The organism is Streptomyces sp. NBRC 110611, from assembly GCF_001590865.1.
Classification (GTDB): domain Bacteria; phylum Actinomycetota; class Actinomycetes; order Streptomycetales; family Streptomycetaceae; genus Streptomyces.
Genome location: NZ_BBUY01000011.1, coordinates 17,421 through 39,356 on the forward strand (window position 1 = coordinate 17,421; position 21,936 = coordinate 39,356).

Genomic DNA, 21,936 nt, shown 5'->3' on the forward strand with positions numbered 1-21,936 from the left:
CTGAGATCCAGCCACGAGACATGTAGGAGACCTCGGATGCGTACTCTGATCAGCACCGCTTTCATCTCGCTCGACGGTGTGGTGGAGGCTCCGGGCGGCGAGCCCGGCTACCGGAACTCCGGGTGGACCTTCAAGGACATCGAGTTCCTGCCCGAGGCGTTCGACATCAAGGGCCGGGAGCAGAAGGAAGCCACCGCGATACTGATGGGCCGGACCAGCTACGAGGCGTTCAGCCCGGTGTGGCCCGACATGGAGGACTTCGCCGATTACAAGGTGATGCCGAAGTACGTCGTCTCCACACACCCTCACCGAGGACGATCTGGTGTCGAACTGGGGCGAGACGACGATCCTGCGCTCGCTCGACGACGTCGCCGCGCTCAAGGAGACCGAGGGCGGCCCGATCATCGTCCACGGCAGCGCCTCCCTGAACCAGGCCCTTTCGGACGCCGGCCTCATCGACCGCTATCACCTGCTCGTCTTCCCGCTTCTGCTCGGGGAACATCTTCGACGTCATCCACTGACGCATACGGCCCGAGATACTGCCCGATTCCTGGAACAGGTCTTGCAGCGGTGTCATGGTGACGTCGGTGCCGACCGCGTCCACGTGCCGTCCGCCAGGGCCGCCAGAACTCGACGCTTGAGCTCGGCGCGCTGCGGGCTGTTGGCGAGCGACCTGGGCAGAGAACCGTCGTACTCTTCGTGGGGCCGCAGCTCGGCACGGATATAGGCGTATTCGGCGGCGCGTCGTTCGCTGAGGAACTGGCTGGCCGTGGCTTTGGCCTCGGCGTTGGCGATCAGGTACGGACTCTCGCGCTCCCGTTCGCGCAGCGCCTGGGTGATCTGGCGCACGTATCGCTTGTACTCCAAGCGACGCTGCTGGAGGGCCGCGAGGAAGCGCCGGGCATTGAGTACCGAGATCGCCTGCTCTTGAGGAAGAGCGTAGAAGTCGTCCGGGAGCGTTCCCAGCCCGTGAGGGGATCCTGCACGAGCCTGTTCGGCGACCATGAACCCGAGCTCCCGCAGGGCGTTCTCCCAGCGACCCAGCAGCAGGGGGTGGCGCAACGCCATATTGCGTTCTTCCTGGTTCTTGGCGTCGTCGGCCGCCGCGTGTCTCACGGCGATACTGCTGGCGGCGAGGAGGTCCTCGACTTCCGGGGTGCGCGGCGCGGTGATCTGGCCGCAGGTACAGGCGTGCTGGATGTGCTCGTGCACGTTGCTGAACGAGGGTTCCTCGGGGGCATCGTCCAGCTTCCGGCGGACGCGCTCCTGCTGCAGAAGATCCGCGAACTCGCCTGGGAACGCGACTCTCAGCCAGCCCTGGGCGGTGAGGTGGGAGTTGGTGCCGTTCTTGCGCTCGGGGCTGCGGTTGAAGTCGTTACGGCGCAACTTCTTGACCAGGACACCGGCCTCGTGCCGCCGATGGCGAACGCGGCGAAGCCGGTGCTCGGTGGCCTCCAGGCGGGGGTCGCCGGTGTAGCGCATCCGTTCAACGGCGACCTGGAGTTCTCCGCAGGCGCAGAGCAACGCGTCCTGCCAGTCCAGTCGCCACTCGGCTTTCCGCAGCAGGCGACGGGTACGTTGCGGGATGTATCCGTTGGTGGCTTCCGCGATGGCTACGGTGACGAGTTTGTCGAAGCTGTCGGTGACCAGCCGCGCCAGCTCGTCCGTTGGAATGTACTCGACGTCACTGAGCCTCAGCCTCTCCACCGTCCCCACCGCCTCCGACACGCTTGCTGATCGGTACGCCGGTACAACCGGTACGCCGTCTGCCGGTACGCAGGTACAGCTGCGAGTCCCGCTGCCCCACCCTTCCGGCAGCCTATCGAGAAGCATGTCGGCCTGGAGCGCCATCGATCGGGTCGGGGTGGTGCGTTGTGCCGCCGACAGGCAAGATCGCTGAATGCCTCATCTCGGACTGGTGACCATTGTCGTACGTGACTATGACGAAGCCATCGCCTTCTATCAGGACGTCCTCGGCTTCGAGCTTCTGGAGGACACCCGGATCGATGACCGGAAGCGGTGGGTGGTCGTGGCTCCGCCGGGAGCGCGGGAGACGGCCGTGCTCCTGGCCAGGGCCGCGACCGGTGAGCAGGAGGCCCGTGTCGGCGATCAAACCGGCTGCCGGGTCGGCTGGTTCTTGTACACCGACGCGTTCGAGCGCGACTACGCGCGCATGCGGGCGGCCGGAGTCAGGTTCGACGAGGCACCCCGGCACGAGCCGTACGGCACGGTGGCCGTCTTCAGGGACCTGTACGGCAACCGCTGGGACTTGATCGCCCCATTGCCCAGTTGACCGTCGCCCCATTGACCGTTGCCCCATTGACCGTTGCCCCGTTGACCGTTTCCCCGGCTAACCGCTGGCGCTGGAGGGAGCCTTCGCCGGCCTTGCAGGTTCCCGACGTGAGCCGCGCGCCGGCGGGCCCGCCCCAACATCAGTACTGCAGCCGCGGTTTGTGACGGTAGCGGCGCCTTAACGGCACCGGCCCCTTAACCGAGGGTCGTAGTGCCACGGCCCTCTCCCAATACCGCCCGGATCACGTGCCGGGCGGTATGGGCCATCGCCGGATTCGTCTTCCGGTAGTACGGCAGCGCGATGAGTGCCTGCGAGAGCGTTCGTCCCCGGCCGCGGTTCCAGGTTGCGTCGTCCACGGCGAGCGCCTCGCGGAAGATCTCCCTCGCATCGGCCGGGAGCAGATTCCACGCCGGGAACAGATCGCAGGCCGGATCGCCCCTTCCCATGCATCCGAAGTCGATGACCGAGGTCAGCCTGCCACCGTCCACCAGCAGGTTGCCCGGCATCAGATCGGCGTGCAGCCATACCGGTGGCGCGTCCCAGCCCGGGGTCCGCAGTGCGTTCTCCCATACGGCGGTCGCGGCATCGCAGTCGACGCCCTCCTGCGGGATCCCGCGCAGTTCCTCGATCGCCGCCCGGGTCGATGCGTCGAGCGAGGCGAGCTGCCCGCCTCTGTGTGCCTGCGGAGCCCCTGGCAGAGTGATGCTCCGCATCGCCGCCACGAACCCGGCCAGGTCCCTGGCCAGCAGCAGGGGCTCGCTCAGCGCTCCCACCTCCGGGTTTTCCCCCGCCCGCCACCGGTACACCGACCACGGCCACGGATACCCCTCGGCGGCCCGACCGGTCCCGAGGACCTCAGGGATGGCCACGGGCAGGTGTGGTGCGAGGCGGGGCAGCCACTCCTGCTCCAGCGATACGTCCTCGGCTCCGCCTTTCACCAGCGGAAGCCGTACGACCATGGCGTCGCCCAGCCGGTACATGGCGTTGACCGTGCCGCCGGCGGACGGACAACGCACCGTCTTCAGCCCCGCCCACTGAGGGAACTGCCCGGCGATCAGCCGCTGTACGAGGTCGTCGTCGACGGGATGTTGGCCGGGGTGCATCTGCATCTGCCCTGTGCGCTTGCGCCCTGTGCTCATGGGGCGTCATCCGATCGCCGGCCACCATCGGGTGTCAAACGCTTTCCGTCGGTACAGCTGATGGCCCTCGACTTGGACGTCATCTCATTTGGAGAGTCGCGGTAGCAGATGAGGGTGCAGGCGATGCGACGCTTCTTGCGTAACCAGTTCCGGAGGCGGGGAGTTGGCGTAGCGCTCACATCCCCCTTTCCATGGCCCGCGTGTTCACCGAGTCAATCGCGCGGTGCGACCAGTCCAACTCCCCACAGGAACCGAGCTCGTCGAGGGCCAGGCGGTGCAGCTTCGCCCACACCCGGGCCTTCGTCCACTCGGTGAACCGGCGGTGGGCCGTTGCCCCGGACGGGCCGAACGACGCAGCGGGTAACTGCTGCCACGTGCAGCCCGACGTCGCGACAAACACGATCGCGGCCAGCACTTCACGGTTACCGTGCCGACGCCGCCCGCCACCCTGCGGCCGGGTTGGCGCCTCCGGCACCACCCGCTGGAACAATTCCCACAATTCGTCCGGCACCAGCCGCTCAACGATCCCCGTCACAAGCGACAGGCTACAGAGCGCCAAATGAGATGACGCCTGATACGGCATCAGTTATCCACGGTGCTGCATGAGTACCTCGGGTCGAACCCCATGAGAAGGGTTGACCAGTTGATCCTGGCATGTATTCTCTAACGGCATCGTTTAGGAAGGCCTCAGTAGACCTCGGGGGGATCCTTGTTAGACCGGTTCGGTTGGCGGCTGCACGTTGGCTATCCAGTTACTGTCAGTGGATATATCCATAACGAGGCCTACTTTCGCGGGGCATACGGTTTCAGCGGGGGCCCGTCCATGGCCGTGTAACTGTTGAATTGCTCGGATGCCACTGCGGGATGGGCACCGAGTCCGCCTTCCGCTACGTCAACGAGGACCTCGACACCCTCGCCGCGCCGGCCCCCAGCCGGGTTGCCGAAGCCAATCCGGATCCACTCCGCCAGGCCGAACACCCCGAACACGGCATGAACGTGCGGGTGCTGGCCACCACTGCCCTGGCACGCCTGCGAGCCCTCGCGGAGCGGCCCTTCGCCCGGCGCCGGCGCCCCGGTTTTCGCGGCCCTCTCATGGCGATGCCGAGGTCGTTGAGACGGCCATGGCCGTGGCGACGTAGAAATCTGACTCCGCCCGTGGTTCTTTCGTGGCAGATGAATAACAGCAGCGAAATAACTCACTGAACAAAGGGGAAAGTCTTGACTGAAACGTTTTCTGGTCGGCGTATAGAGATCGCCTGGCCCGACCTGGGGATCACCGTGACCGCGGAACTCGACGGTCGCAACACTGAACTTGCCGACGCGCTGTGGGGCGCGTTGCCCTACCAGAGCCTGCAGGGACACGCGCTGGTGGCCGGACAGCATCTCTATCACGCGGCACCGATACCGTCGCTGCTGCACTTATCCGCGTCTACTCGGATCGCAGATCGACGCGAGGCGCCTGATGGGACCGTATTCTGCTCCGCGCTACAGCATTTGGGCATCAAGTACGGCACATTGACCGAACCGATGCCGGCCTCCCCGGTGGGCCAGATCCGGCAGGAGGATATGCCCGCACTACTGGAGGCGGGGAAGGCGACCTGGGATTCGGTCTATTCGACGAAGAAGCCGATCCTGGTAGAGGTCCGCAAGGCAGGAGCCGAAGGCGGCCACCGTATTCCGCGTTTGACCGCCGCAGATCCCGAGGCGAACCGTCTCATACACGACGTGCACACCGCTACCGAGCGGGCCTGGCTGTCCGCACCGCAGGAACTCGCTGATCTCCACGAGGGGTTGATCCCTTCCGGGGCAGGGAGCTTCGAGACGGTGTTGCCGACTCTGTTGTTCGTCAACGGTGAGACCCGCCCGTTGGGGTATGCCACCTACGGTGGTCTGGTCCGGGCCGCGGTCCAGGGCATGCCGATGGATTCATTGCGTCACATGGCGCGTCTCCTGGTCGGCATTCCGGCCGAGTTTCTGGGCTACTGCGGCCTGGAGCAGCTGTGGAGTTTCACCGAGCGCTTCCTGACCTGCCTCGACCGGCTCGATCGCGACGATTTCCTGAGTGTGGCGAGCCAACTGGCCCTCTACATCAACTGTTTGGGCGGTTGGAATCTGCACCTGTACCCGTGGGAAACCGGAGATCACCTGCGTCAACTGCGCACCGGCGAAACGATTCACCAGTCATGAGCCGACTCCCTGAACGCACGGACGCCGTCGTCATCGGCGGGGGCGTCATCGGCAACTCGATAGCGTGCCAGCTCGCCGAGGCAGGCGTCGGTACCGTCCTGCTGGAGCGTGGCGCGCTCGGGTCGGGATCGTCCGGGACCACGGCGGGCGTGGTGCGTACCTACTTTCCCGGCAACGCGCTCATCAGCAGCCTTGCCGTCCGGAGCCTGGCGGCTTACCACGCCTTCAGCGAACGGACCGGGGCCGACCTCGGTTTGCAGCGTATCGGCCTGCTCGTGCTCTTCACCGACGAAAACCAGGTACAGGACTTCCAACACACCCAAGCTGCCCAGCAGGCAGCCGGAGTGGATGTCGAACTCGTGACCGCCGCTGAAGCGGCGCGGCTCAACCCGCTGGTCGACGAGCGAACCATCCTCGCGGCGGCCTGGTCGCCCGAGGCCTACGCCTGCGATCCCGCCGCGATCGTACGCGGCTATGCCACAGCCGCCCAGCAGGCCGGCGCCATCCTGCGCACGGAAACACCCGTCACCGGCATCGACCCGGACGGGCGGGTCCACACGCCCGCCGGCAGCATCCGCGCCGACACCATCATCTGCGCGGCGGGCCCCTGGGCGGGAACCGTCGCCGCCATGGCCGGCGTGCCCGTTCCTGTCACCACATACCCCGTCGAAATGCTCCTGACCGGCACCCCCGGTAGTGCCCCGCGCAATGCTCTGCCGATGACCATGCACCCGTCCAGCCTGCGGATGCGAAGCTGGGGAGACCGCATCCTCGTCGGGATGGGCCGCCCCGCTCCGGACGAAACCCGACAGGCCTGGCTACAACGGGTGTCACACCACCTCGGCACGACCTGCCCGACCCTCGCCGGCAACGGCCTCGAGCACGGGTGGAGCGGAGACCTCGATGTCAGTCCGGACGGGATGGCTTTCATCGGCCGCGATCGCTCCCGCCCGTTCCTCTACGCGGCTGGATTCTCCGGTCAGGGACTGTGCCAGGCGCCTGCCGCCGGAGAGATCATCCGAAACCTCGTGCTCGACAAGGAGTCCTGGATCGACACAGCCGACCTCTCCACCGCCCGCTGCCTCAGCGGTTCGGCCGAGACCGGGTAGGAGAAGCAGCCCAGGACCTCCATGCCCAGGTCGCAGAAGGACCTGAGCAGTCATTTGTTCCATTCTTTCGAGAGGGAAATCCATGGTCGAGCACACTGGCGGAGAGTTCGTTCGGGAGATGATGCGGTGGCACTTCAGTCCGGAGACCGGTTCACCGTTCTGGCTGAAGCGGGCCGAGACGCTCGACTTCGATCCGCTGACCGATGTCCGGGATTTCGACGATCTCGGCTTGTTTCCCAATGTGGTGGACGAGCTGCGCGATGTCGGCGTCCGTGAGCTGATTCCCCGTGGCTACGGTGACGAGCACGGGGCGGCCGTCTACGAAAGCGGCGGTACCACAGGGCAGCCCAAGCGAGTGATGTACGCCGCGGAGTGGCATCGGCGCAGCGTCGAGTGGTTCAGCGAACGACTGGACGCTCACGGCGTACCGCGCAATGTCGACTGGCTCAGTGCGGTTCCCACCGGGCCGCACAATGTCGGAGCAATGGCGATCGACACCGCGATGATGCGGGGCGGGCTGAACTTCAGCATCGATCTGGACCCACGATGGGTGAAGAAGGTGCTCGCGCAGGGCCGGACGGACATGGCCGAGGCCTACACCGATCACCTCGTCGAACAGGTCGGCTACATTCTGGCCGGCCAGGATGTGGGCGTCCTCTTCGCCACCCCGCCGATGCTGGAGCGCCTCGCGCAGCACGACGAACTGGTCGAGTTGGTGAACCGGAAGGTTCGCGCGATCATCTGGGGCGGTACACATCTGGACGCCGACACCCGAGATCTGCTGCGCGACGAGGTCTTCGGAAACGCCACGTTCGTCGGCGGGTACGGCGGCACGATGATGCTGGGGACATCGGTGGAACGACCCGGCCTCGGCGACGACGAGCCGTGCGTATTCGACTCCTTCGCTCCGTACACCACGTTCCGGGTGATCGACCCCGGCACCGGCCAGGTTGTTCCGTACGGCGAGCGCGGGCAGATAGTCGTGCATCACATGAGCCGAACTGCCCTGCTGGTCAACAATATCGAGCGGGATTACGCAACCCGGATCGCACCGCTGGACGGCGGCTTCGGCGATGCGGTCGCAGACGTCGCACCCGTGGCGTCCTTCGGCGATACGACGGTGATCGAGGGCGTGTACTGATGTTGCCCCTGGACGTGCTCGGCCCCGGCGGCCCGTATCGGTCCCGGCGCCAGGAGACCATTCGAGATCTTCCTGGAAACCCGGTCGCGACACTGAGTCTCGCACCCTCGCTCTACATCGCCCGCGCGATAAAGGCCCTGCGCCGAGCGCCGGCGTTACCCGTCGACGCACGGATCGCGGCGTTCGCGCAGGCGGCCCGGGCCTTCGCCACACAGCCGATCGCGGGACTGACGGCACAGGAATATCAGCACACCGTCAGCGCGGTCACCGGGATACCGATCACAGTGGTGCGCAATGCCACCGACGACATCGCGCGGGCCGCCGAGCGGATCCACCACAGCGTGGAGAACGCGCGGCCGGCCGGTGCGGTCGGATCGTGGCGCGATCCGCGGGCCCGGGGCGGTGCGGCGGTGTGGACCCGGCGCGGTGCGGTATTCGCCGTCCATGCGGCGGGCAATCACCCTGCGGTGCACCAGGGTTGGCTCGATGCCCTCGCGCTCGGCTATCGCGTCGCCGTGCGTCCCTCCCGCCGTGAACCGTTCACCCCGCATCGGCTGGTCACTGCCCTGCGCGAGGCCGGTTTCGGCGACGAGGGAATCGTCTTGCTGCCCACCGACCACAACGCGGCCGACGATATCCTCCGGCACGCCGACTTCGGAATGGTGTACGGCGGTGCGGATGTCGTGGGCAAATATGCCGGTGACCGACGCATTCTGCCGCAGGGCCCCGGGCGCTCCAAGATACTCATCACCGCCGAAACCGAGTGGGAGCCGATCGTCGACACCATCGTGGAGTCGATCAGCAGTGGCGCGGGCGTCGGTTGCGTCAACGCCACCGGCGTCCTGGTCGAGGGCGACCCTTCCCCCGTGGCCGCGGCGATCGCCGAACGCCTCGCCGCGCTGCCCAGCCTGCCCGCGACGGACGAACGCGCAGTCCTGCCCGTGATGCCCGTCGGTCCCGCCCGCCGGTGGGACACAGCTCTGCGGCAGCGGGCAGCAGGCACCAAGGCATGGCTAGGCGGTGACAGCATCGTCCACGATCTCGGCGATGGTTCCGCGGTGCTCCGGCCGGCGGTGCACCAGCTCGACAGCCCGTTCGCCGAACAGCTCGGGATGGAGTTGGGCTTCCCCTGTGCGTGGGTTGCCCCGTGGGACCGCGGCGCCGGGATCCGGCCGCTGCGCGACACCCTCGTCCTCACTGCCGTCACCACCGACGAGAACCTGATCGACGAGTTGGTGGCCGAGCCGACCATCGGCAACGTCTACGTCGGCGACCATCCGACACCGTGGATGGCACACGGGCTGCCGCACGACGGCTACCTCGCTGAATTCCTGATGCGCACCAAGACGATTCGCCGCTGACCGACGGGGGGACGGTGCCGAGCACCGTCCCCCCGTCTGCCGAGGTCAGCGGTGGTCCGCGAGGTGGGACGTGTCGTTCAGCGATCGCACCGACGCACTCCCCTCCCCGTCATAGGCCACGACCGACAGGGAGGCCGCCGACAGTTCCATCCGGAACAGCGACGCGGGTGGCGCGCCCAGCGCCAGCCGAACCAGCGTCCGCAACACCCCGACATGCGAAACGACCAACACGGTCTGCCCCGCGTACCGCGCCAGGAGCCGGTCCCGTGCGCGCGCGGCCCGGCGCGCAACCACGGTGAAGGTCTCCCCGGTTCCACCCGGCACCGCCGCCGGGGAGGCGAGCCACGCTGCCATCTCGTCCGGGTAGCGCTCGCGCACCTCGGCGAACGTCAGTCCCTCCCAGGCACCGAAATCCACCTCGGTGAGCCCTTCGTCGACCTGGACTTCCAGGCCCAGCCGTCGTGCCGCCGTCTCGGCCGTCTGCTGGGCTCGGCGAAGTGGTGAGGACACCACCGCCTGGACCGTGCCGCGTGCCACGAGCATCCTCGCGGCGGCCTCGGCCTGCCGCCGCCCGGTCTCCGACAACGCCGGGTCGGAGCCGCCGCTGCCGGACAGCCGCTTCTCCGGTGTCAATGCCGTCTCACCGTGGCGCAGCAGCACAAGGGTCGTGGGGGTGCCCTGGCCGGCGAGCGTGAGATGCCGGCCGGCCGCATCCCGGCTGCTGGTTCTGGAGCCGATGCGCATCGTGCCGCCCCTTTCGATTTTCGATCAGAGCCCCCGTCGTGGGCGGCATTCCGGCGAAGTGTGTGGCTCAGCGCAGCGCGGCGATGACCGGCGCGAAGATCTCCATGTTGTATTCCATCACCGTGAAGTAGGTGAAGCCGTAGCGTTCGCGGCGTTCCTTGAGCTGCTGCGCCATCTCCGTTGGGGTCCCGATCAGCACACTGGGCAGCTCTTCGGGGCTGTGCGCGGAATCGGGCGGCAGCAGCGGCTCGAACCTGTCAGGTACCGTGGCGCGTTCGGCGGGCGGAATCACCTGCTGCACCAGGATATTCAGCTCCACGGCGTCGGCGCGGTCACCGAGTAGGCCGCGCACGTAGGCGACCCGTTCTTCGGTCTGCTCGATGCCGGCCACATGGAGTACATCCCCGGTGATGTTGGCCCAGCCTCCGGTGAAGGCGATGATGTCGGCGTGCGTGGCGGCCAGTCGCAGCAGCCGGTCGCCCCAGCCTCCAATCAGCAGTGGTGGCCCGGAGGGTTGGGCCGGACGCGGCAGATATTCCGGGTCCGCGAACAGACGGCGCAACGTGGTGACCGTCTCTTCCAGCTGTTCGACCCGCTTGCCGCCGCTGGGGAACGGTAGCTCCGCGGCGTCGAACTCGGCCTTCACATAGCCCGCACCGAGCCCGAGTTCCATACGCCCGTCGACGAATTGGTCGGTGCTCGCCACGTCACGGGCGAGAAGCGCGGGGTTGTAGAACGGCGTGTTCAACACGAACGTACTCAGCCGCACCCGTTCGGTCGTTTCGGCTGCGAGCACCATTGCTGGAAACGGCGCGGAAAACCCCAGGTGATCGGCCACTCCGACGACATCGAAACCGAGTTCCTCGGCTCTGCGGCACTTCGCGCTCCACTCACGTCGCGAACCGGGAACGAACATGTTGACGCCGAAGCGGAAGGGACGCTGTAAAGGCATTGCGCCTGTATACCATACGATGATCGTCCTGTTGTTCCCCTGGGGACGACATCATCTCACTCGTCGATCACCGCCGACTGCCTCTGGTCTTCGGTGAGTTGTGCCGGACAGCCGCCGCGGTCCCGTTCCTGTGATGAATTGTCAGGAAGGCGGACGTGCCGAAGCAGGGACCGCGCCGGCTGCCCGGCTCGGACGGGATTGTCGGGCCGGCTCAGACGCCGGAGGAGACCTCGGCCTTCTCGTCGGCCCCCGTGTCCTTCCCCTCGGCCGCCGCTGCCCTGCGATTGCGCTGGACCGAGGAGAAGAAGGACCAGGCGATCAGGACGACGCCGACGAGGCCCGTGATGACCTCGTGGATCTCGTACTGGATGGTGACGAGCAGGATCACGGCGAGGGCGCCGATCGCGTAGTGCGCGCCGTGCTCCAGGTAGACGTAGTCGTCGAGGGTGCCCTGGCGGACCAGGTAGACCGTGAGCGAGCGGACGTACATCGCGCCGATGCCGAGGCCGAGCGCCAGCAGGACGATGTCGTTGGTGATCGCGAAGGCGCCGATGACGCCGTCGAAGGAGAAGGACGCGTCCAGGACCTCCAGGTAGAGGAACATGAAGAACGCCGCTTTGCCGGCCATCACGACCGCCGGGACCTTCTTGCCGCTCCTCCTGGCCGCTTCCTCGGCCGCGTGCTCGCGCTCCTCCTCTTCCTCGAGCCTGTTCTCGAAGTAGCCGGAGAGGCCGCCGACGACCAGGTACGTGATCAAGCCTGCGATGCCGGCGATCAGGACGGTCTCCGTCTTGTCCGCATGGCTGCCGCCGTGCTGGTGGGCGTTGGTGGCGAAGGTCATCGCGGAGGCGAACAGCACGACGAGCGCGATGCAGACGGAGAGCATGTCGACCTTGCCGAGCCTGGCGAGCGGACGCTCCAGCCAGCCGAGCCACTTGATCTCCCGGTCCTCGAAGAGGAAGTCGAGGAAGATCATCAACAGGAACATGCCGCCGAAGGCGGCGATCGACGGGTGGGCGTCGGTCACCAGCTGCTGGTACGTGTCCTTGTCGTCGAGCGCGAGCCGTACCGCTTCGATCGGACCGATCTTGGCGCTGATCGCGACGATCACGACCGGGAACACGAGCCGCATGCCGAAGACGGCGATCAGGACACCGGCGGTGAGGAAGATCTTCTGCCAGAAGGCATTCATCTTCTTCAGGATTCCGGCGTTGACCACGGCGTTGTCGAAGGACACCGAGACCTCGAGGATGGACAGGATCGCCACGATCCCGAAGCCGGTCCACCCCCCGTATAACACCGCCGCGACCAGGCCGAGCGCGGTAACCGCGAACGACCAGCCGAACGTTTTCAGAAGCACTGGCTACCCAATCGTTTTGTACGGGTTTCCCCCGCGCCGCACCTGGCTTTGCGAAACATTGACCCGAAGTCTAGAGCGATGCCTCGTAGCCCTGACACATACCCCGGGCCAACGGCGCGGAACTTCCGCTCGCCGCCGTGCCGTTGGACCCTGCCGAAGGTCATCGCCGCCTGCGTGGACGCGTCTTCGCTGAGGTCATGGCGGACGAGCCCCTGGCCGTCGGCCCGGTTCACCACGCGGATGAACGCATTGCCGACCTGGCCGAAAGTCTGCCTGCGGTCGTCAAGGTCTGCCCGCGGTGGCCCAAAGTCTGCCCGCGGTCGTCGGGGTCACTCTCCGTCGCACCCAGGGGGTTTGGGGGCATGGATCCGCTGTGGAAACCGCGTGGAACCCGCGGCCGCCCGCGTGGATACTGATCACCATGCGCATCGACTATGACCCCGCCGAGATGACCCGCAACGAGTTCTACAAGTTGTTGACCGCGGTAGTGGTGCCGCGGCCGATCGCCTGGGTGTCGACCACGTCCGCGGACGGGACGCACAACCTTGCACCGCACTCTTTCTTCTCGGTCGCCAGTGTCACGCCGCCCGTTGTCCAGTTCAGCTCCGTAGGGCGTAAGGACACGCTGCGCAACATCGAGGCGACCGGGCAGTTCGTGGTGAGTCTCGCGCCGGAGGAATGCTTTGCGCAGATCAATGACACGGGTACCGAATTCCCGTACGGGGTGAGCGAATTCGAAGCGGTCGGGATCGATTCCGAGCCCAGTCTGCGGGTCAAGCCGCTGCGGGTGGCGGCCTCGCCGGTGGCGCTGGAGTGCGAGGTGCACACCACGGTCGGCATCGGGGATGCGACGGTCGTATTCGGGCGTGTGGTGCATGCGGTGGTTTCGCAGGACGTGCTGGTTGACGGGCACCCCGACATCGCCCAGCTGAAGCCGTTGTCACGGCTGGGGAAGGAAGAGTGGGCCACGGTCGGTGGCATACGGGAGATCTCGCGTATCCGGTACGCGGACTGGCGGGGGCCGGCGGGCGGGAGGCAGGACAGGTAGGTGGGACGGACGAGGCGGGGACGTGCGGGACGCGGGGAGATCAGTTACGTACGTCGAGTACGGACAGTTTCCGAGCGATCGCTGTCCTGCGCAGGCTCAGGTCGAATGGTGAGGGCATCGCGGTGGGCGAGGGCGGACGAACCGCGTACCTGGAGGCCGTCGAGGAGTTCCCGGGTCGCGGCGGTCACGGCTGCCACGGCGTGATCGAACACCTCGCGATTGTGGGCGGCCGGGGCGCGGAATCCGGAGACCTTGCGTACGTATTGCAAGGCCGCTGCCCGGATGTCCTCATCGGTGACCTCGGGGGTGACAGGTGGACGGAGCGTCTTGATGCTGCGGCACATGAGTCCAGTGTGCCTCCGGGGACGGGGCGGGGTCAGGGGATGGATGAGGACGGGGACGGGGGCAGGGACGGGGGACGGGGCGTGCCGGGTCAGGTGTCGAGGCCTGTTTCTCGCATGGTGATGTTGAGGCGGCCGGCGGCCAGGCCGGTGGCCGGGTCGCCGGTGCCGGGGCGGACCTTGGGTACCCCGTGGTACGCGAAGCGGGACGGGCCGCCGAAGACGAAGAGATCACCGGAGGCAAGCTCGATATCGGTGTAGGGCTTGGTCCGGGTCTCGGTGTTGCCGAAGCGGAAGACGCAGGTGTCGCCGATGCTCAGGGAGACCACGGGGGCGCCGGAACGCTCCTCCTTGTCCTGGTGCATGCCGAGCTTCGCCTGGCCGTCGTAGAAGTTGATCAGTGCGGTGTCCGGTGTGTAGCCGTCGCCGGCGGCCGGGTCCTGATACGCGTCGGCCAGTGCGCGGCGGCCCAATTCGACCATCCAGGAGGGGAACGCGGCGACCCGGGCGCCGTTCACATCGTCGGCGGTACGGGTGTACGCGTACGGCTGCCAGTGCCAGCCGATGCATACCGTCTGGACGGACATCACGCCGCCGCGCGGCAGCTTGGTGTGCCGGATCGGGGCAGGGCCGCGCGCCCAGCGACGGCAGGCGGTGACCAGCTCGCGCTGCTGCTCCAGGGGGAGCCAGCCCGGGACGTGGACGGCGCCGGGAGCGACTTCCCGGCGGCCGGTGGCGGTGGGATGGGGGTTCTCGAAGCCGGGGAGCGGGGTGCTCATGGATTCCTCTGGCTTGCTGCGCTGTCCGCACTCATCTCTTCCAGCGTGCCACGGGCCGCTCTCTTCCAGCGTGCTACGGGCTGCTCTCTTGCGGCGTCGCCACGGCCGCGGGAAGTCCGGATGGCTGTGTGATGCGTCCATAGGTCGGACCATTTTTTCGTTTCGCCCTTGACCGTGACCGCGGGGCTGAGGATTCTGCACAACGGTGAGTAGCGATGCGGTAAGAAAGGCTGGAATCGGCATGAATCCTCAGACGACCGCCCGCGTGAACCCCCGCACGGACGATGCGGTCCGTGGTCAGAGCCCCCGCACGGACGATGCCGTCCGTGGTCAGGACCACCGCACGGCGGGAGCCACGGAAAGCCCGGCGGCCCGCCGGCTCACCGCCGCCGACCCAGAGCGTGGCGCCTGGCAGAAGCCCGGCTACCGGGTCGTCGAGACCGCGCTCGAGGTCACGGCCTACGCGCTGCACGTCCGCTGACGGCGCTGCCATGCTGCTGCAGGTGCTCGGCACCGCGGCGGGTGGCGGAGTGCCCCAGTGGAACTGCGCATGCCCCGGGTGTTCCGGCGCGCGCGCCCACCCCGACCGGCGCCGCCGCCACGCCTCGCTCGCCGTACGAGCCGACGACGACCACTGGTACCTGATCAACGCCACCCCCGATATCGCCGATCAGATCGAGCACACCCCCGCCCTGCACCCGGGCCCTGCCGCACGCCGAACCCCCATGGCGGGCATCGTCCTCACCGACGCCGAACTCGACCACACGCTCGGCATCGCACGCCTCCGCGAGGCCGACCGGATAGAGGTTCTCGCCACCGTGCCGGTCCGTGCGGCGCTGTGCGAGCGGGCGCACCTCGACGGTCTCCTGAAGTCCTATACCGCCCTCGAATGGCGGGAGTTGGGCTCCGTCCCCGTACCGCTGAGCCAGGGATCCGACGTCGAGATCAGCGCCGTTCCGATCTCCGCGAAACGACCCCGGTACGCCGGCGGGTACGTGGCCGCCGGACCGGGAAGTGAGGCATCGCCCCGTAACGCGGCCGATCCGTGGGTGGTGGCGCTCCGTCTGCACGACCGGCGCACGGGAGGCACCGCGCTCTACGCCCCCGCGCTCGCCGCCTGGCCGGACGCGTTCCGCGAGGCGTTGGCCGGGGCCGATGTCGTGCTGCTCGACGGTACCTTCTGGGACGACGAGGAGCCGCGCCGCAGTGGCTTCTCCACCCGGACCGCGACCGGCATGGGGCATCTGCCGATCAGCGGTCCGGGGGGCACCGCGGTCCGGCTGGCACCGCTCGCCGCCCGCTGCCTCTACACCCACCTCAACAACACCAATCCGCTCGTCGACCCCGCCGCGCCGCAGCACAAGGAGCTGGCGGCGCTCGGCCTCGCGGTGGCCGCGGAAGGCATGGAGATCGCTCTGTGAGCACGACGGAGACCGCCCGGTGAACATGAGCATGAGTATGGGAATGAGCGTGAGCACGAGGGAGGCCGCTCCGTGAGTACGCCGTTCGAGGAGCGGCTGCGGTCTGTGGCACGCGACAGCTATCACGACCGGCACCCCTTCAACATCCGTATGCACAGAGGGGAGTTGTCGCCGGATGAGCTGCGCCGGTGGATCCGTAATCGCTTCCACTACCAGCGTCATATCCCCGTCAAGGACGCCCTGATCATGGCGAAGCTGCGCACTCCGGAGCTGCGCCGGATGTGGCTGCGGCGGATCCAGGAGCACGACGGTCAGCAGGACGGCGAGGGCGGTATCGAGCGCTGGCTCCGGCTCGGGGAGGCGGCCGGACTCGACCGGTCGCTGCTGATGGACGACACCGGTGTGCTGCCCGGCGTACGGCTCGCCGTCGACGGCTACGTCAACTTCTGCCGGCTGCGCTCACCGCTGGAGGCGGTCGCGGCCTCGCTCACCGAGCTGTCCGCCCCGGACATCATGCGCACCCGGATCGACGCCTTCGAGCAGCACTATCGCTGGATCGACGCGGAGGGGCTCAGCTACTTCCGCGGCCGGCAGAGCCAGGGGCACCGGGACAGCAAGGAGGCCCTGGCGCTGGTCCTGGACTGGGCGCGTACCGGGGCCGAGCAGGAGCTGGCGGTGGCCGCGCTGACGTTCAAGTGCCAGGTGCTGTGGTCGCTGCTCGACGCGGTCGAGCTGGGGGAGTGTCCTGTGGCGGAGGCACGCCCCGTAGCGGGGGAGCGTCCCGTAGCCGAGGAGTGGCGATGACGGACTGGCGGCCGGTGCTCGCTCCTGCCGTGCAGCTGCGCCACGACCGGGTACGCGACACCGATCTGCTGCTCCTCCCGGAACGTGTCGTGGTGCTGGAAGGGAGCGCGGGCGCTGTACTCCAGCTGTGCGACGGAGAGCGCGAGGTGCCGGACATCGTGGCCGAGTTGAGCCGCCGGTATCCGGGTGCGCCGGTGGCGGCCGAGGTGCCGGAGTTCCTCGGGCGGATACGGGAGGAGGGGTGGCTGCGATGACCCGACCGCCGGGGCGGAGTGCGGTGCGGCGGCCGCAGCCGCAGCCGCCCTGGGCCCTGCTCGCCGAACTCACCCATGGCTGTCCACTGCGCTGCCCTTACTGCTCCAACCCGGTCCAGCTCGTCGGGAGGGGAGCGGAGCTGACGGCCGGGGAGTGGGCGGATGTGCTGCGTCAGGCGGGGGACCTCGGGGTGGTGAGTGCGCACCTCTCCGGTGGTGAACCGCTGCTCCGCTCCGACCTGGAAGCGATCGTGGCGGCCGCCGACCGGGCCGGGATCCACACCCAGCTCGTCACCAGCGGTGCCGGACTTAGCCGGGCGCGGCTGGACCGGCTCATCGGCGCCGGACTGCGCAGCGTGCAGCTGTCCGTGCAGCACGCCGACGCGGCGACATCCGACCTGATCGCCGGGCGCCGCTCCTTCGCCGGCAAGGAACGGGCCGCGCGCCTGGTCCGCGCCGCCGGGCTGCCGCTCGGCGTCAACGTCGTGCTGCACCGCCACAACCTGGACGCGCTGGACGCGCTGATCGATCTCGGAGAGAGCTGGGGCGCGGACCGCATCGAACTCGCCAACACGCAGTTCTACGGCTGGGCACTGCGCAACCGCGCCGAGCTGCTGCCCTCCCGCGCACAGCTCGACCGCGCGCGGCAGACCGTGCGACGCCGACGGGAGGAGAGACGTGACGGTACGCCCGAGCTGGTGTGGGTGGTCCCCGACTACTTCGACGGTGCCGCCAAACCCTGTATGGGGGGCTGGGGCGCCGTCTCCCTCACCATCGCGCCCGACGGTACGGTTCTGCCCTGTCCGGCAGCCGCTTCGATCCCCGGCCTCGATGCCCCCAACATCCGCGACCACCCGCTGGCATGGATCTGGCGCCGCTCCTCCGCCTTCACCCGCTACCGGGGCACGGCGTGGATGCGTGAGCCCTGCCGCAGCTGTGACCTGCGTGAGAAGGACTTCGGTGGCTGCCGCTGCCAGGCCTTCGCGCTCACCGGCGATGCCGCTGCCACCGATCCGGCCTGCCGGCTGTCCCCGGACCATGCCCTCGTACGCGACCTGATCGACACCGCGGCGGAGCGGCCCCCCACCGGGCTCGGACGACCGCGCGGCAACGCCCCTTAAACGCCCCTTGGCGGAATCGCCGTTCAGCGGATTCAACCCTCGGCGGAGGCGGTTCTCCCGTGCTGCCGGACACTACTCCGATCGGGTGGGGATCCGCCGTCGGCCTGCGGCTGTTGCCGCGGGCCGACGGCGGTGCGTGGCTGGGGCGGGGCGCGGCTCGGGCGGCTGTTGTCAGTGGTGACCCGTACGGTGGTTGCCGTAACTATCCGAGCTGCTGGCGCTCCTCGGATCCGCCTCGCTCCTGTGACAGCGCACGGGAGCGAGGCTCCGTCTCCGGTGTGCCGGCGGTCCCTCTGGGAATCGGCCGTTTTCCCCGCTTCCTGAGGCGCGGTGCGCGGGGGTGGGCGACGATGGAAGTGCCTGGGTGCGGCGGCGCGCGTGGAGCGGCGGCGGGGAGCGATACCGGCGCCGGAAGCACCTGCCGAGCCGTATCGGGAGGCCCCGATGGATTACCCGGAACGCTATGAGCTGGTATTTCAGGCCCTCGCGGCGGAGGACGACGTGGTGATCGTCCGCCGCACCGAGCAGGCGGGAGCGGGCGGGTATCCGGTGTACGAGGACGAGTCGGGGATCGTACGGGCGGAGATCAGCGACCGGGGCGAGGTGCGCATGCTGGCCAGCGGCGGACATCAGGCGCCTCGTACGCCGATCCTGGCGCGGCCACTCACCCATTGACCGACTGTTGCCGGGCCGGGCCAGACCAGGCTGGGTTGGGCCGGCCCTCGGCGCCTACGCCCCGTCGGATGTCGGTTGCCCTGGGTGTATTGCCCTGAGAGGCCGCCGCATGCAGCCTGCTGCCCTGTTACTCGGAGTGGCCGAGAGCGTGCCGGACCGCCGCCTCGGCGTGCAGCCGGGTGGTCGGGAAGACCGGTACCGGGCTGTGTTCGGGGCCGATGAGCAACTCGATCTCGGTGCAGCCCAGCACCACACCCTCGGCCCCGGCGGCGACCAGGTCGCCGATGACGGCCATGAAAGCCGCACGGGATTCCTCGCGGACGATGCCGCGGCACAGCTCGTCGTAGATCACCCGGTGGACCGTGTCCCGTCCGGCCGCGTCCGGGACCAGGACGTCCAGGCCGTGGCTCGCCAGGCGGCCACGGTAGAAGTCCTGCTCCATGGTGAAGGCGGTGCCGAGCAGGCCGACGCGGTGCAGGCCCTTGGCGCGTACGGCTTCCGCGGTGGTATCGGCGAGGTGAAGCAGCGGGATGCCGACCGCGGCGGCCACCTGATCGGCGACCTTGTGCATGGTGTTCGTGCAGATCAGCAGCGTGTCCGCACCGGCCGACTCCAGTGCCTTGGCCGCTTGCACGAGCACATCGGCCGCCTCGTCCCAGCGTCCTTCGACCTGTAGCCGCTCGATCTCCGCGAAGTCGACGGAGTAGAGCACACATCGCGATGAGTGCAGGCCGCCCAGACGTTCCCGGGTCAGTTCGTTGAGGAGACGGTAGTACTCGGCAGTGGACTCCCAGCTCATGCCGCCGAGCAGTCCGATCGTTCGCATCATCGCGTCACTTTCGCATATGGATACCGGCCCCCACCAGGGATTTCCCGACCCGGCTGCCGGTGCGCCGACGCCGGCTGCCAGCGCACCGGCAGCTGTTCCGTCCCCCGGACGGCAGAAGTGAATACCGTGGTCGAACGCGGTGTGCCCGCGGGCATCGCGGGTGATGTCGAAGTCGTCGGTGGCGACGAAGCGTTCACGGTCCCGTGAGGCCGAGGCGAGGACGGCCAATACCGGCCCGCGACCAGCAGCAGGAATCGGCTGGCCGGCGCGGCCCGCCCGGTGACATGCTGTGCGGCGTGAACGGACCCCAGACCTCCTTCAGTTTCGCCCCTGAGCTGCACGCTTTCGTCACGGCGGAGCACATCACCGCACGCGCGCCCGTGGTGACCGACGGTTCCTCGACGCTCGGACATGTCGTCGAGTCGCTGGGTGTCCCGCTCACCGAGGTCGGCAGGCTCGTCGTGGACGGCAGCGAGGTCTCCGTCGCGCACATCCCGCGCGCCGGCGAGCACATCGAGGTGCGTGGCGTCGAACGCCCGCAGCGGGTCCCCGGCGCACCGCTGCGGTTCCTGCTCGACGTCCATCTCGGCACCCTGGCGCGCAGGCTGCGGCTGCTAGGCGTCGATGCCGCGTACACCAACGAGGACCCCGGCGACGCGGCACTGGCCGCGCTCTCCGCGAAGGAGCGGCGGGTGCTGCTCTCCCGGGACCGGGGGTTGCTGCGCCGGCGGGAGATCTGGGCGGGCGCCTTCGTCTACAGTGACCGGCCCGACGACCAACTCCGCGACGTACTGGAGCGCTTCGCCCCCACGCTCGCGCCCTGGACGCGGTGTACGGCGTGCAACGGCCGACTGGCGGACGCCGACAAGGAATCGGTCCGGGAACACCTCCAGCACGGTACTCAGCGGACGTACGACGTCTTCGCGCAGTGCACCGCCTGCGGGCGGGTGTACTGGCGCGGTGCACACCACGCACGGCTTGAGGCGATCGTGGAGAAGGCGCTCCGGTACAGCGCCGGATGAATCGAGGCCTCTTGGCCGTGCGCATTCCCGATCCGGGAGAGGTGGGCACGGGGGGGGCGGGCCGCCGTGGATGTGCGCCCCGTTCAACTCCACCTGTTTGTAAGGCATTTGGGCGTGGGGACGGGTGACGCTGTCCTTCGCGGGCCGGGCCGGGGCGGGCTGTGCCGGGGCGGGCCGCGCCGGCCGGGCGGGCTGGGCGCGGGGCTCGGGCCGGGCATGGTGGCGGCCCGTGGCACGGAGCCTCCCGGACCCGGCCCGACGACGCCGGCGTGTCGCGGAGGCTCTCGCGACACGCCCACGCCCCCGGACGCATTCCCGAACACGTCGCTGAGCCGTTCCCGGACGTGTCGCTGAGCCGGAATTCTCCCGCGTCCTTGCGCGGCGGTGCGCTGTGGACCGTCGTCGGAGCCCCCTTAGCCCACTCGTTGCGCGACACGCCGACGACGCGCGCCATCGAACGGGTGAATTCGTTGCCTCTTGCCACCCGAAGAGCCCAGGGGGTACCTCGAACGCAACGTTTTCCGGTGGTGCGCGGCCGCGATTCGGCTGACGGTGATCACGTCGCTACTGCGATCCGATGTGCCGACAAAGAGTCAGCCTTCGCAGTCGCGCCGAAAGGAACATGTCCCCATGCGCACTGCTCGCACACTGTTCGCTTCGGCCGCCATCACAGCGGCCCTCGCAATCTCTGCACCTGCCGCCAATGCCATGATCATGGAGGACATTGCCTCGAAGGGAAGTGCTTCCTCCAGCGACGACGACCACGGTCGGAACAGCAAGCGCGACCGCGACGACGACCACGGGCGGGGCAACGGCCGGGACCGCGACCGTGACCGTGACCGCGACCGCGACCGCGACGACTGTGACGGTCGCAACTGGGGTAACGGCCGGGACAAGGGCAACGGCCACGACAACGGCAACGGCCACAGCTGGGGCAACGGCCACGACAACGGCAATGGTCACAGCTGGGGCAACGGCCGGGACAAGGGCAACGGCTACGGCCACGGCTCCTGGGACCGCTGCCGTAAGCCGAGCGGCGGCGTCCACACCGGCGGTGGAGCCCTCGCCAAGGTCGTGGTCAACGACTGGGATGACGACGATGACCACGGGCGTGGCGGCGGCCGTGACCACGACTGGGGCAACGGCAGCCGGGACCACGACCACGGCGGCTGGCGCGACCACCACCGCCGTCCGCACGGTGGTATCCACACCGGTGGCGGTGGGATGGCGACCGGCGGCGGCCTGGCGGCCGGCTCCGTGCTGATGCTCGGTGGTCTCGGAGCCGGTGCCTACATGCTGCGTCGCCGCAACGCCTCCGGGTCTGCGACGGCCTAAGAGGCTGCCCCGTACGGAGGT

Annotated in this window: 20 protein-coding genes and 5 pseudogenes; 15 read left to right on the plus strand and 10 right to left on the minus strand. The window is 68.3% G+C overall.

The features are described from left to right. Positions 1-36: 36 nt before the first annotated feature. Positions 37-547, plus strand: a pseudogene (locus tag AZE13_RS34275) (dihydrofolate reductase family protein); the annotation flags it as partial. 26 nt (positions 548-573) lie between these two features. On the opposite strand, the gene AZE13_RS21990 reads toward AZE13_RS34275, so the two are convergent. Further along, positions 574-1,851 (minus strand): hypothetical protein, encoded by a 1,278-nt coding sequence (locus AZE13_RS21990; protein WP_258527920.1) that lies wholly within the window; start codon positions 1,849-1,851, stop codon positions 574-576. Between the two features lie 49 nt (positions 1,852-1,900). On the opposite strand from AZE13_RS21990, the gene AZE13_RS21995 reads away from it, so the two are divergent. Continuing rightward, positions 1,901-2,293: a VOC family protein gene (locus tag AZE13_RS21995; RefSeq protein WP_066934650.1), complete on the plus strand. Its 393-nt coding sequence runs from the start codon at positions 1,901-1,903 to the stop codon at positions 2,291-2,293. A 194-nt stretch (positions 2,294-2,487) separates the two neighbouring features. Here AZE13_RS21995 and AZE13_RS22000 read toward each other — a convergent pair whose 3' ends face one another. Together AZE13_RS22000 and AZE13_RS22005 are read right to left on the minus strand one after the other, a co-directional pair. Next, positions 2,488-3,396 (minus strand): aminoglycoside phosphotransferase family protein, encoded by a 909-nt coding sequence (locus AZE13_RS22000; protein WP_066934996.1) that lies wholly within the window; start codon positions 3,394-3,396, stop codon positions 2,488-2,490. Between the two features lie 223 nt (positions 3,397-3,619). After that, positions 3,620-4,015: pseudogene (locus tag AZE13_RS22005) on the minus strand (transposase); the annotation flags it as partial. A 635-nt stretch (positions 4,016-4,650) separates the two neighbouring features. Here AZE13_RS22005 and AZE13_RS22010 point away from each other — a divergent pair. The 4 genes from AZE13_RS22010 (at position 4,651) to AZE13_RS22025 (ending at position 9,230) form a co-directional block, all read left to right on the plus strand. Beyond that, the gene (locus AZE13_RS22010) at positions 4,651-5,619 is read left to right on the plus strand and encodes a hypothetical protein (RefSeq protein ID WP_066934653.1); all 969 of its coding nucleotides are present in this window, start codon (positions 4,651-4,653) and stop codon (positions 5,617-5,619) included. After that, positions 5,616-6,728: an NAD(P)/FAD-dependent oxidoreductase gene (locus AZE13_RS22015; protein ID WP_066934655.1), complete on the plus strand. Its 1,113-nt coding sequence runs from the start codon at positions 5,616-5,618 to the stop codon at positions 6,726-6,728. Before AZE13_RS22010 ends, AZE13_RS22015 begins: the two co-directional genes overlap by 4 nt. 82 nt (positions 6,729-6,810) lie before the next feature. After that, positions 6,811-7,869 carry an AMP-binding protein gene (locus tag AZE13_RS22020; protein ID WP_066934658.1) on the plus strand — a complete coding sequence of 353 codons (1,059 nt, stop codon included), beginning with the start codon at positions 6,811-6,813 and terminating at the stop codon, positions 7,867-7,869. Continuing rightward, on the plus strand, positions 7,869-9,230 hold the full coding sequence (locus AZE13_RS22025; RefSeq protein ID WP_066934661.1) for an aldehyde dehydrogenase family protein: 1,362 nt from the start codon (positions 7,869-7,871) through the stop codon (positions 9,228-9,230). The genes AZE13_RS22020 and AZE13_RS22025 overlap by 1 nt, the downstream gene beginning before the upstream one ends. A 45-nt stretch (positions 9,231-9,275) precedes the next feature. Here AZE13_RS22025 and AZE13_RS22030 read toward each other — a convergent pair. The 4 genes and pseudogenes from AZE13_RS22030 to AZE13_RS34280 form a co-directional block, all read right to left on the minus strand. Further along, positions 9,276-9,908 (minus strand): annotated as a pseudogene (locus tag AZE13_RS22030) (histidine phosphatase family protein); the annotation flags it as partial. A 133-nt stretch (positions 9,909-10,041) separates the two neighbouring features. Continuing rightward, positions 10,042-10,926, minus strand: a complete 885-nt coding sequence (locus AZE13_RS22035) for an LLM class F420-dependent oxidoreductase (RefSeq protein WP_066934664.1) — start codon at positions 10,924-10,926, stop codon at positions 10,042-10,044. Between the two features lie 211 nt (positions 10,927-11,137). Then, entirely contained in the window at positions 11,138-12,286 is a 1,149-nt protein-coding gene (locus tag AZE13_RS22040; RefSeq protein ID WP_066934666.1) for a DUF475 domain-containing protein, read from the minus strand. Positions 12,287-12,348: 62 nt separating this feature from the next. Next, positions 12,349-12,576: pseudogene (locus AZE13_RS34280) on the minus strand (TerD family protein); the annotation flags it as partial. Positions 12,577-12,707: 131 nt separating this feature from the next. Here AZE13_RS34280 and AZE13_RS22045 point away from each other — a divergent pair. After that, positions 12,708-13,334 carry a flavin reductase family protein gene (locus AZE13_RS22045; protein WP_066935002.1) on the plus strand — a complete coding sequence of 209 codons (627 nt, stop codon included), beginning with the start codon at positions 12,708-12,710 and terminating at the stop codon, positions 13,332-13,334. A 44-nt stretch (positions 13,335-13,378) separates the two neighbouring features. On the opposite strand, the gene AZE13_RS22050 is transcribed toward AZE13_RS22045, so the two are convergent. Beyond that, a complete protein-coding gene (locus tag AZE13_RS22050) occupies positions 13,379-13,678 on the minus strand; it encodes a DUF2277 domain-containing protein (protein WP_079124261.1) in 300 nt (99 codons plus the stop codon). 89 nt (positions 13,679-13,767) lie between these two features. Continuing rightward, a complete protein-coding gene (locus AZE13_RS22055) occupies positions 13,768-14,454 on the minus strand; it encodes an alpha-ketoglutarate-dependent dioxygenase AlkB family protein (protein WP_066934668.1) in 687 nt (228 codons plus the stop codon). 397 nt (positions 14,455-14,851) lie between these two features. Between AZE13_RS22055 and pqqA the strand changes: the two are divergent. The 6 genes and pseudogenes from pqqA to AZE13_RS22085 all read left to right on the plus strand — a co-directional run. Then, positions 14,852-14,935, plus strand: a pseudogene (gene pqqA / locus AZE13_RS35785) (pyrroloquinoline quinone precursor peptide PqqA); the annotation flags it as partial. 10 nt (positions 14,936-14,945) lie between these two features. Then, positions 14,946-15,875, plus strand: coding sequence for a pyrroloquinoline quinone biosynthesis protein PqqB (pqqB, locus tag AZE13_RS22065; RefSeq protein WP_066934674.1), 930 nt, complete (start codon positions 14,946-14,948; stop codon positions 15,873-15,875). Between the two features lie 72 nt (positions 15,876-15,947). Beyond that, on the plus strand, positions 15,948-16,679 hold the full coding sequence (gene pqqC / locus AZE13_RS22070; protein ID WP_066934676.1) for a pyrroloquinoline-quinone synthase PqqC: 732 nt from the start codon (positions 15,948-15,950) through the stop codon (positions 16,677-16,679). Then, on the plus strand, positions 16,676-16,933 hold the full coding sequence (pqqD, locus tag AZE13_RS22075; protein ID WP_066934678.1) for a pyrroloquinoline quinone biosynthesis peptide chaperone PqqD: 258 nt from the start codon (positions 16,676-16,678) through the stop codon (positions 16,931-16,933). The genes pqqC and pqqD overlap by 4 nt, the downstream gene beginning before the upstream one ends. Further along, positions 16,930-18,054 carry a pyrroloquinoline quinone biosynthesis protein PqqE gene (gene pqqE, locus AZE13_RS22080; protein WP_066934680.1) on the plus strand — a complete coding sequence of 375 codons (1,125 nt, stop codon included), beginning with the start codon at positions 16,930-16,932 and terminating at the stop codon, positions 18,052-18,054. The genes pqqD and pqqE overlap by 4 nt, the downstream gene beginning before the upstream one ends. 444 nt (positions 18,055-18,498) lie before the next feature. Continuing rightward, positions 18,499-18,729 carry a DUF6296 family protein gene (locus AZE13_RS22085; RefSeq protein ID WP_066934682.1) on the plus strand — a complete coding sequence of 77 codons (231 nt, stop codon included), beginning with the start codon at positions 18,499-18,501 and terminating at the stop codon, positions 18,727-18,729. A 127-nt stretch (positions 18,730-18,856) separates the two neighbouring features. Here AZE13_RS22085 and AZE13_RS22090 read toward each other — a convergent pair whose 3' ends face one another. After that, positions 18,857-19,555: an aspartate/glutamate racemase family protein gene (locus AZE13_RS22090; protein WP_066935005.1), complete on the minus strand. Its 699-nt coding sequence runs from the start codon at positions 19,553-19,555 to the stop codon at positions 18,857-18,859. 287 nt (positions 19,556-19,842) lie between these two features. Between AZE13_RS22090 and AZE13_RS22095 the strand changes: the two genes are divergently transcribed. Both AZE13_RS22095 and AZE13_RS22100 read left to right on the plus strand, forming a co-directional pair. Continuing rightward, a complete protein-coding gene (locus tag AZE13_RS22095) occupies positions 19,843-20,580 on the plus strand; it encodes a Mut7-C RNAse domain-containing protein (protein ID WP_398780193.1) in 738 nt (245 codons plus the stop codon). A 630-nt stretch (positions 20,581-21,210) separates the two neighbouring features. Next, complete coding sequence (locus AZE13_RS22100; protein ID WP_066934685.1) at positions 21,211-21,915, plus strand: hypothetical protein; 705 nt, start codon at positions 21,211-21,213, stop codon at positions 21,913-21,915. Positions 21,916-21,936 lie beyond the last annotated feature (21 nt).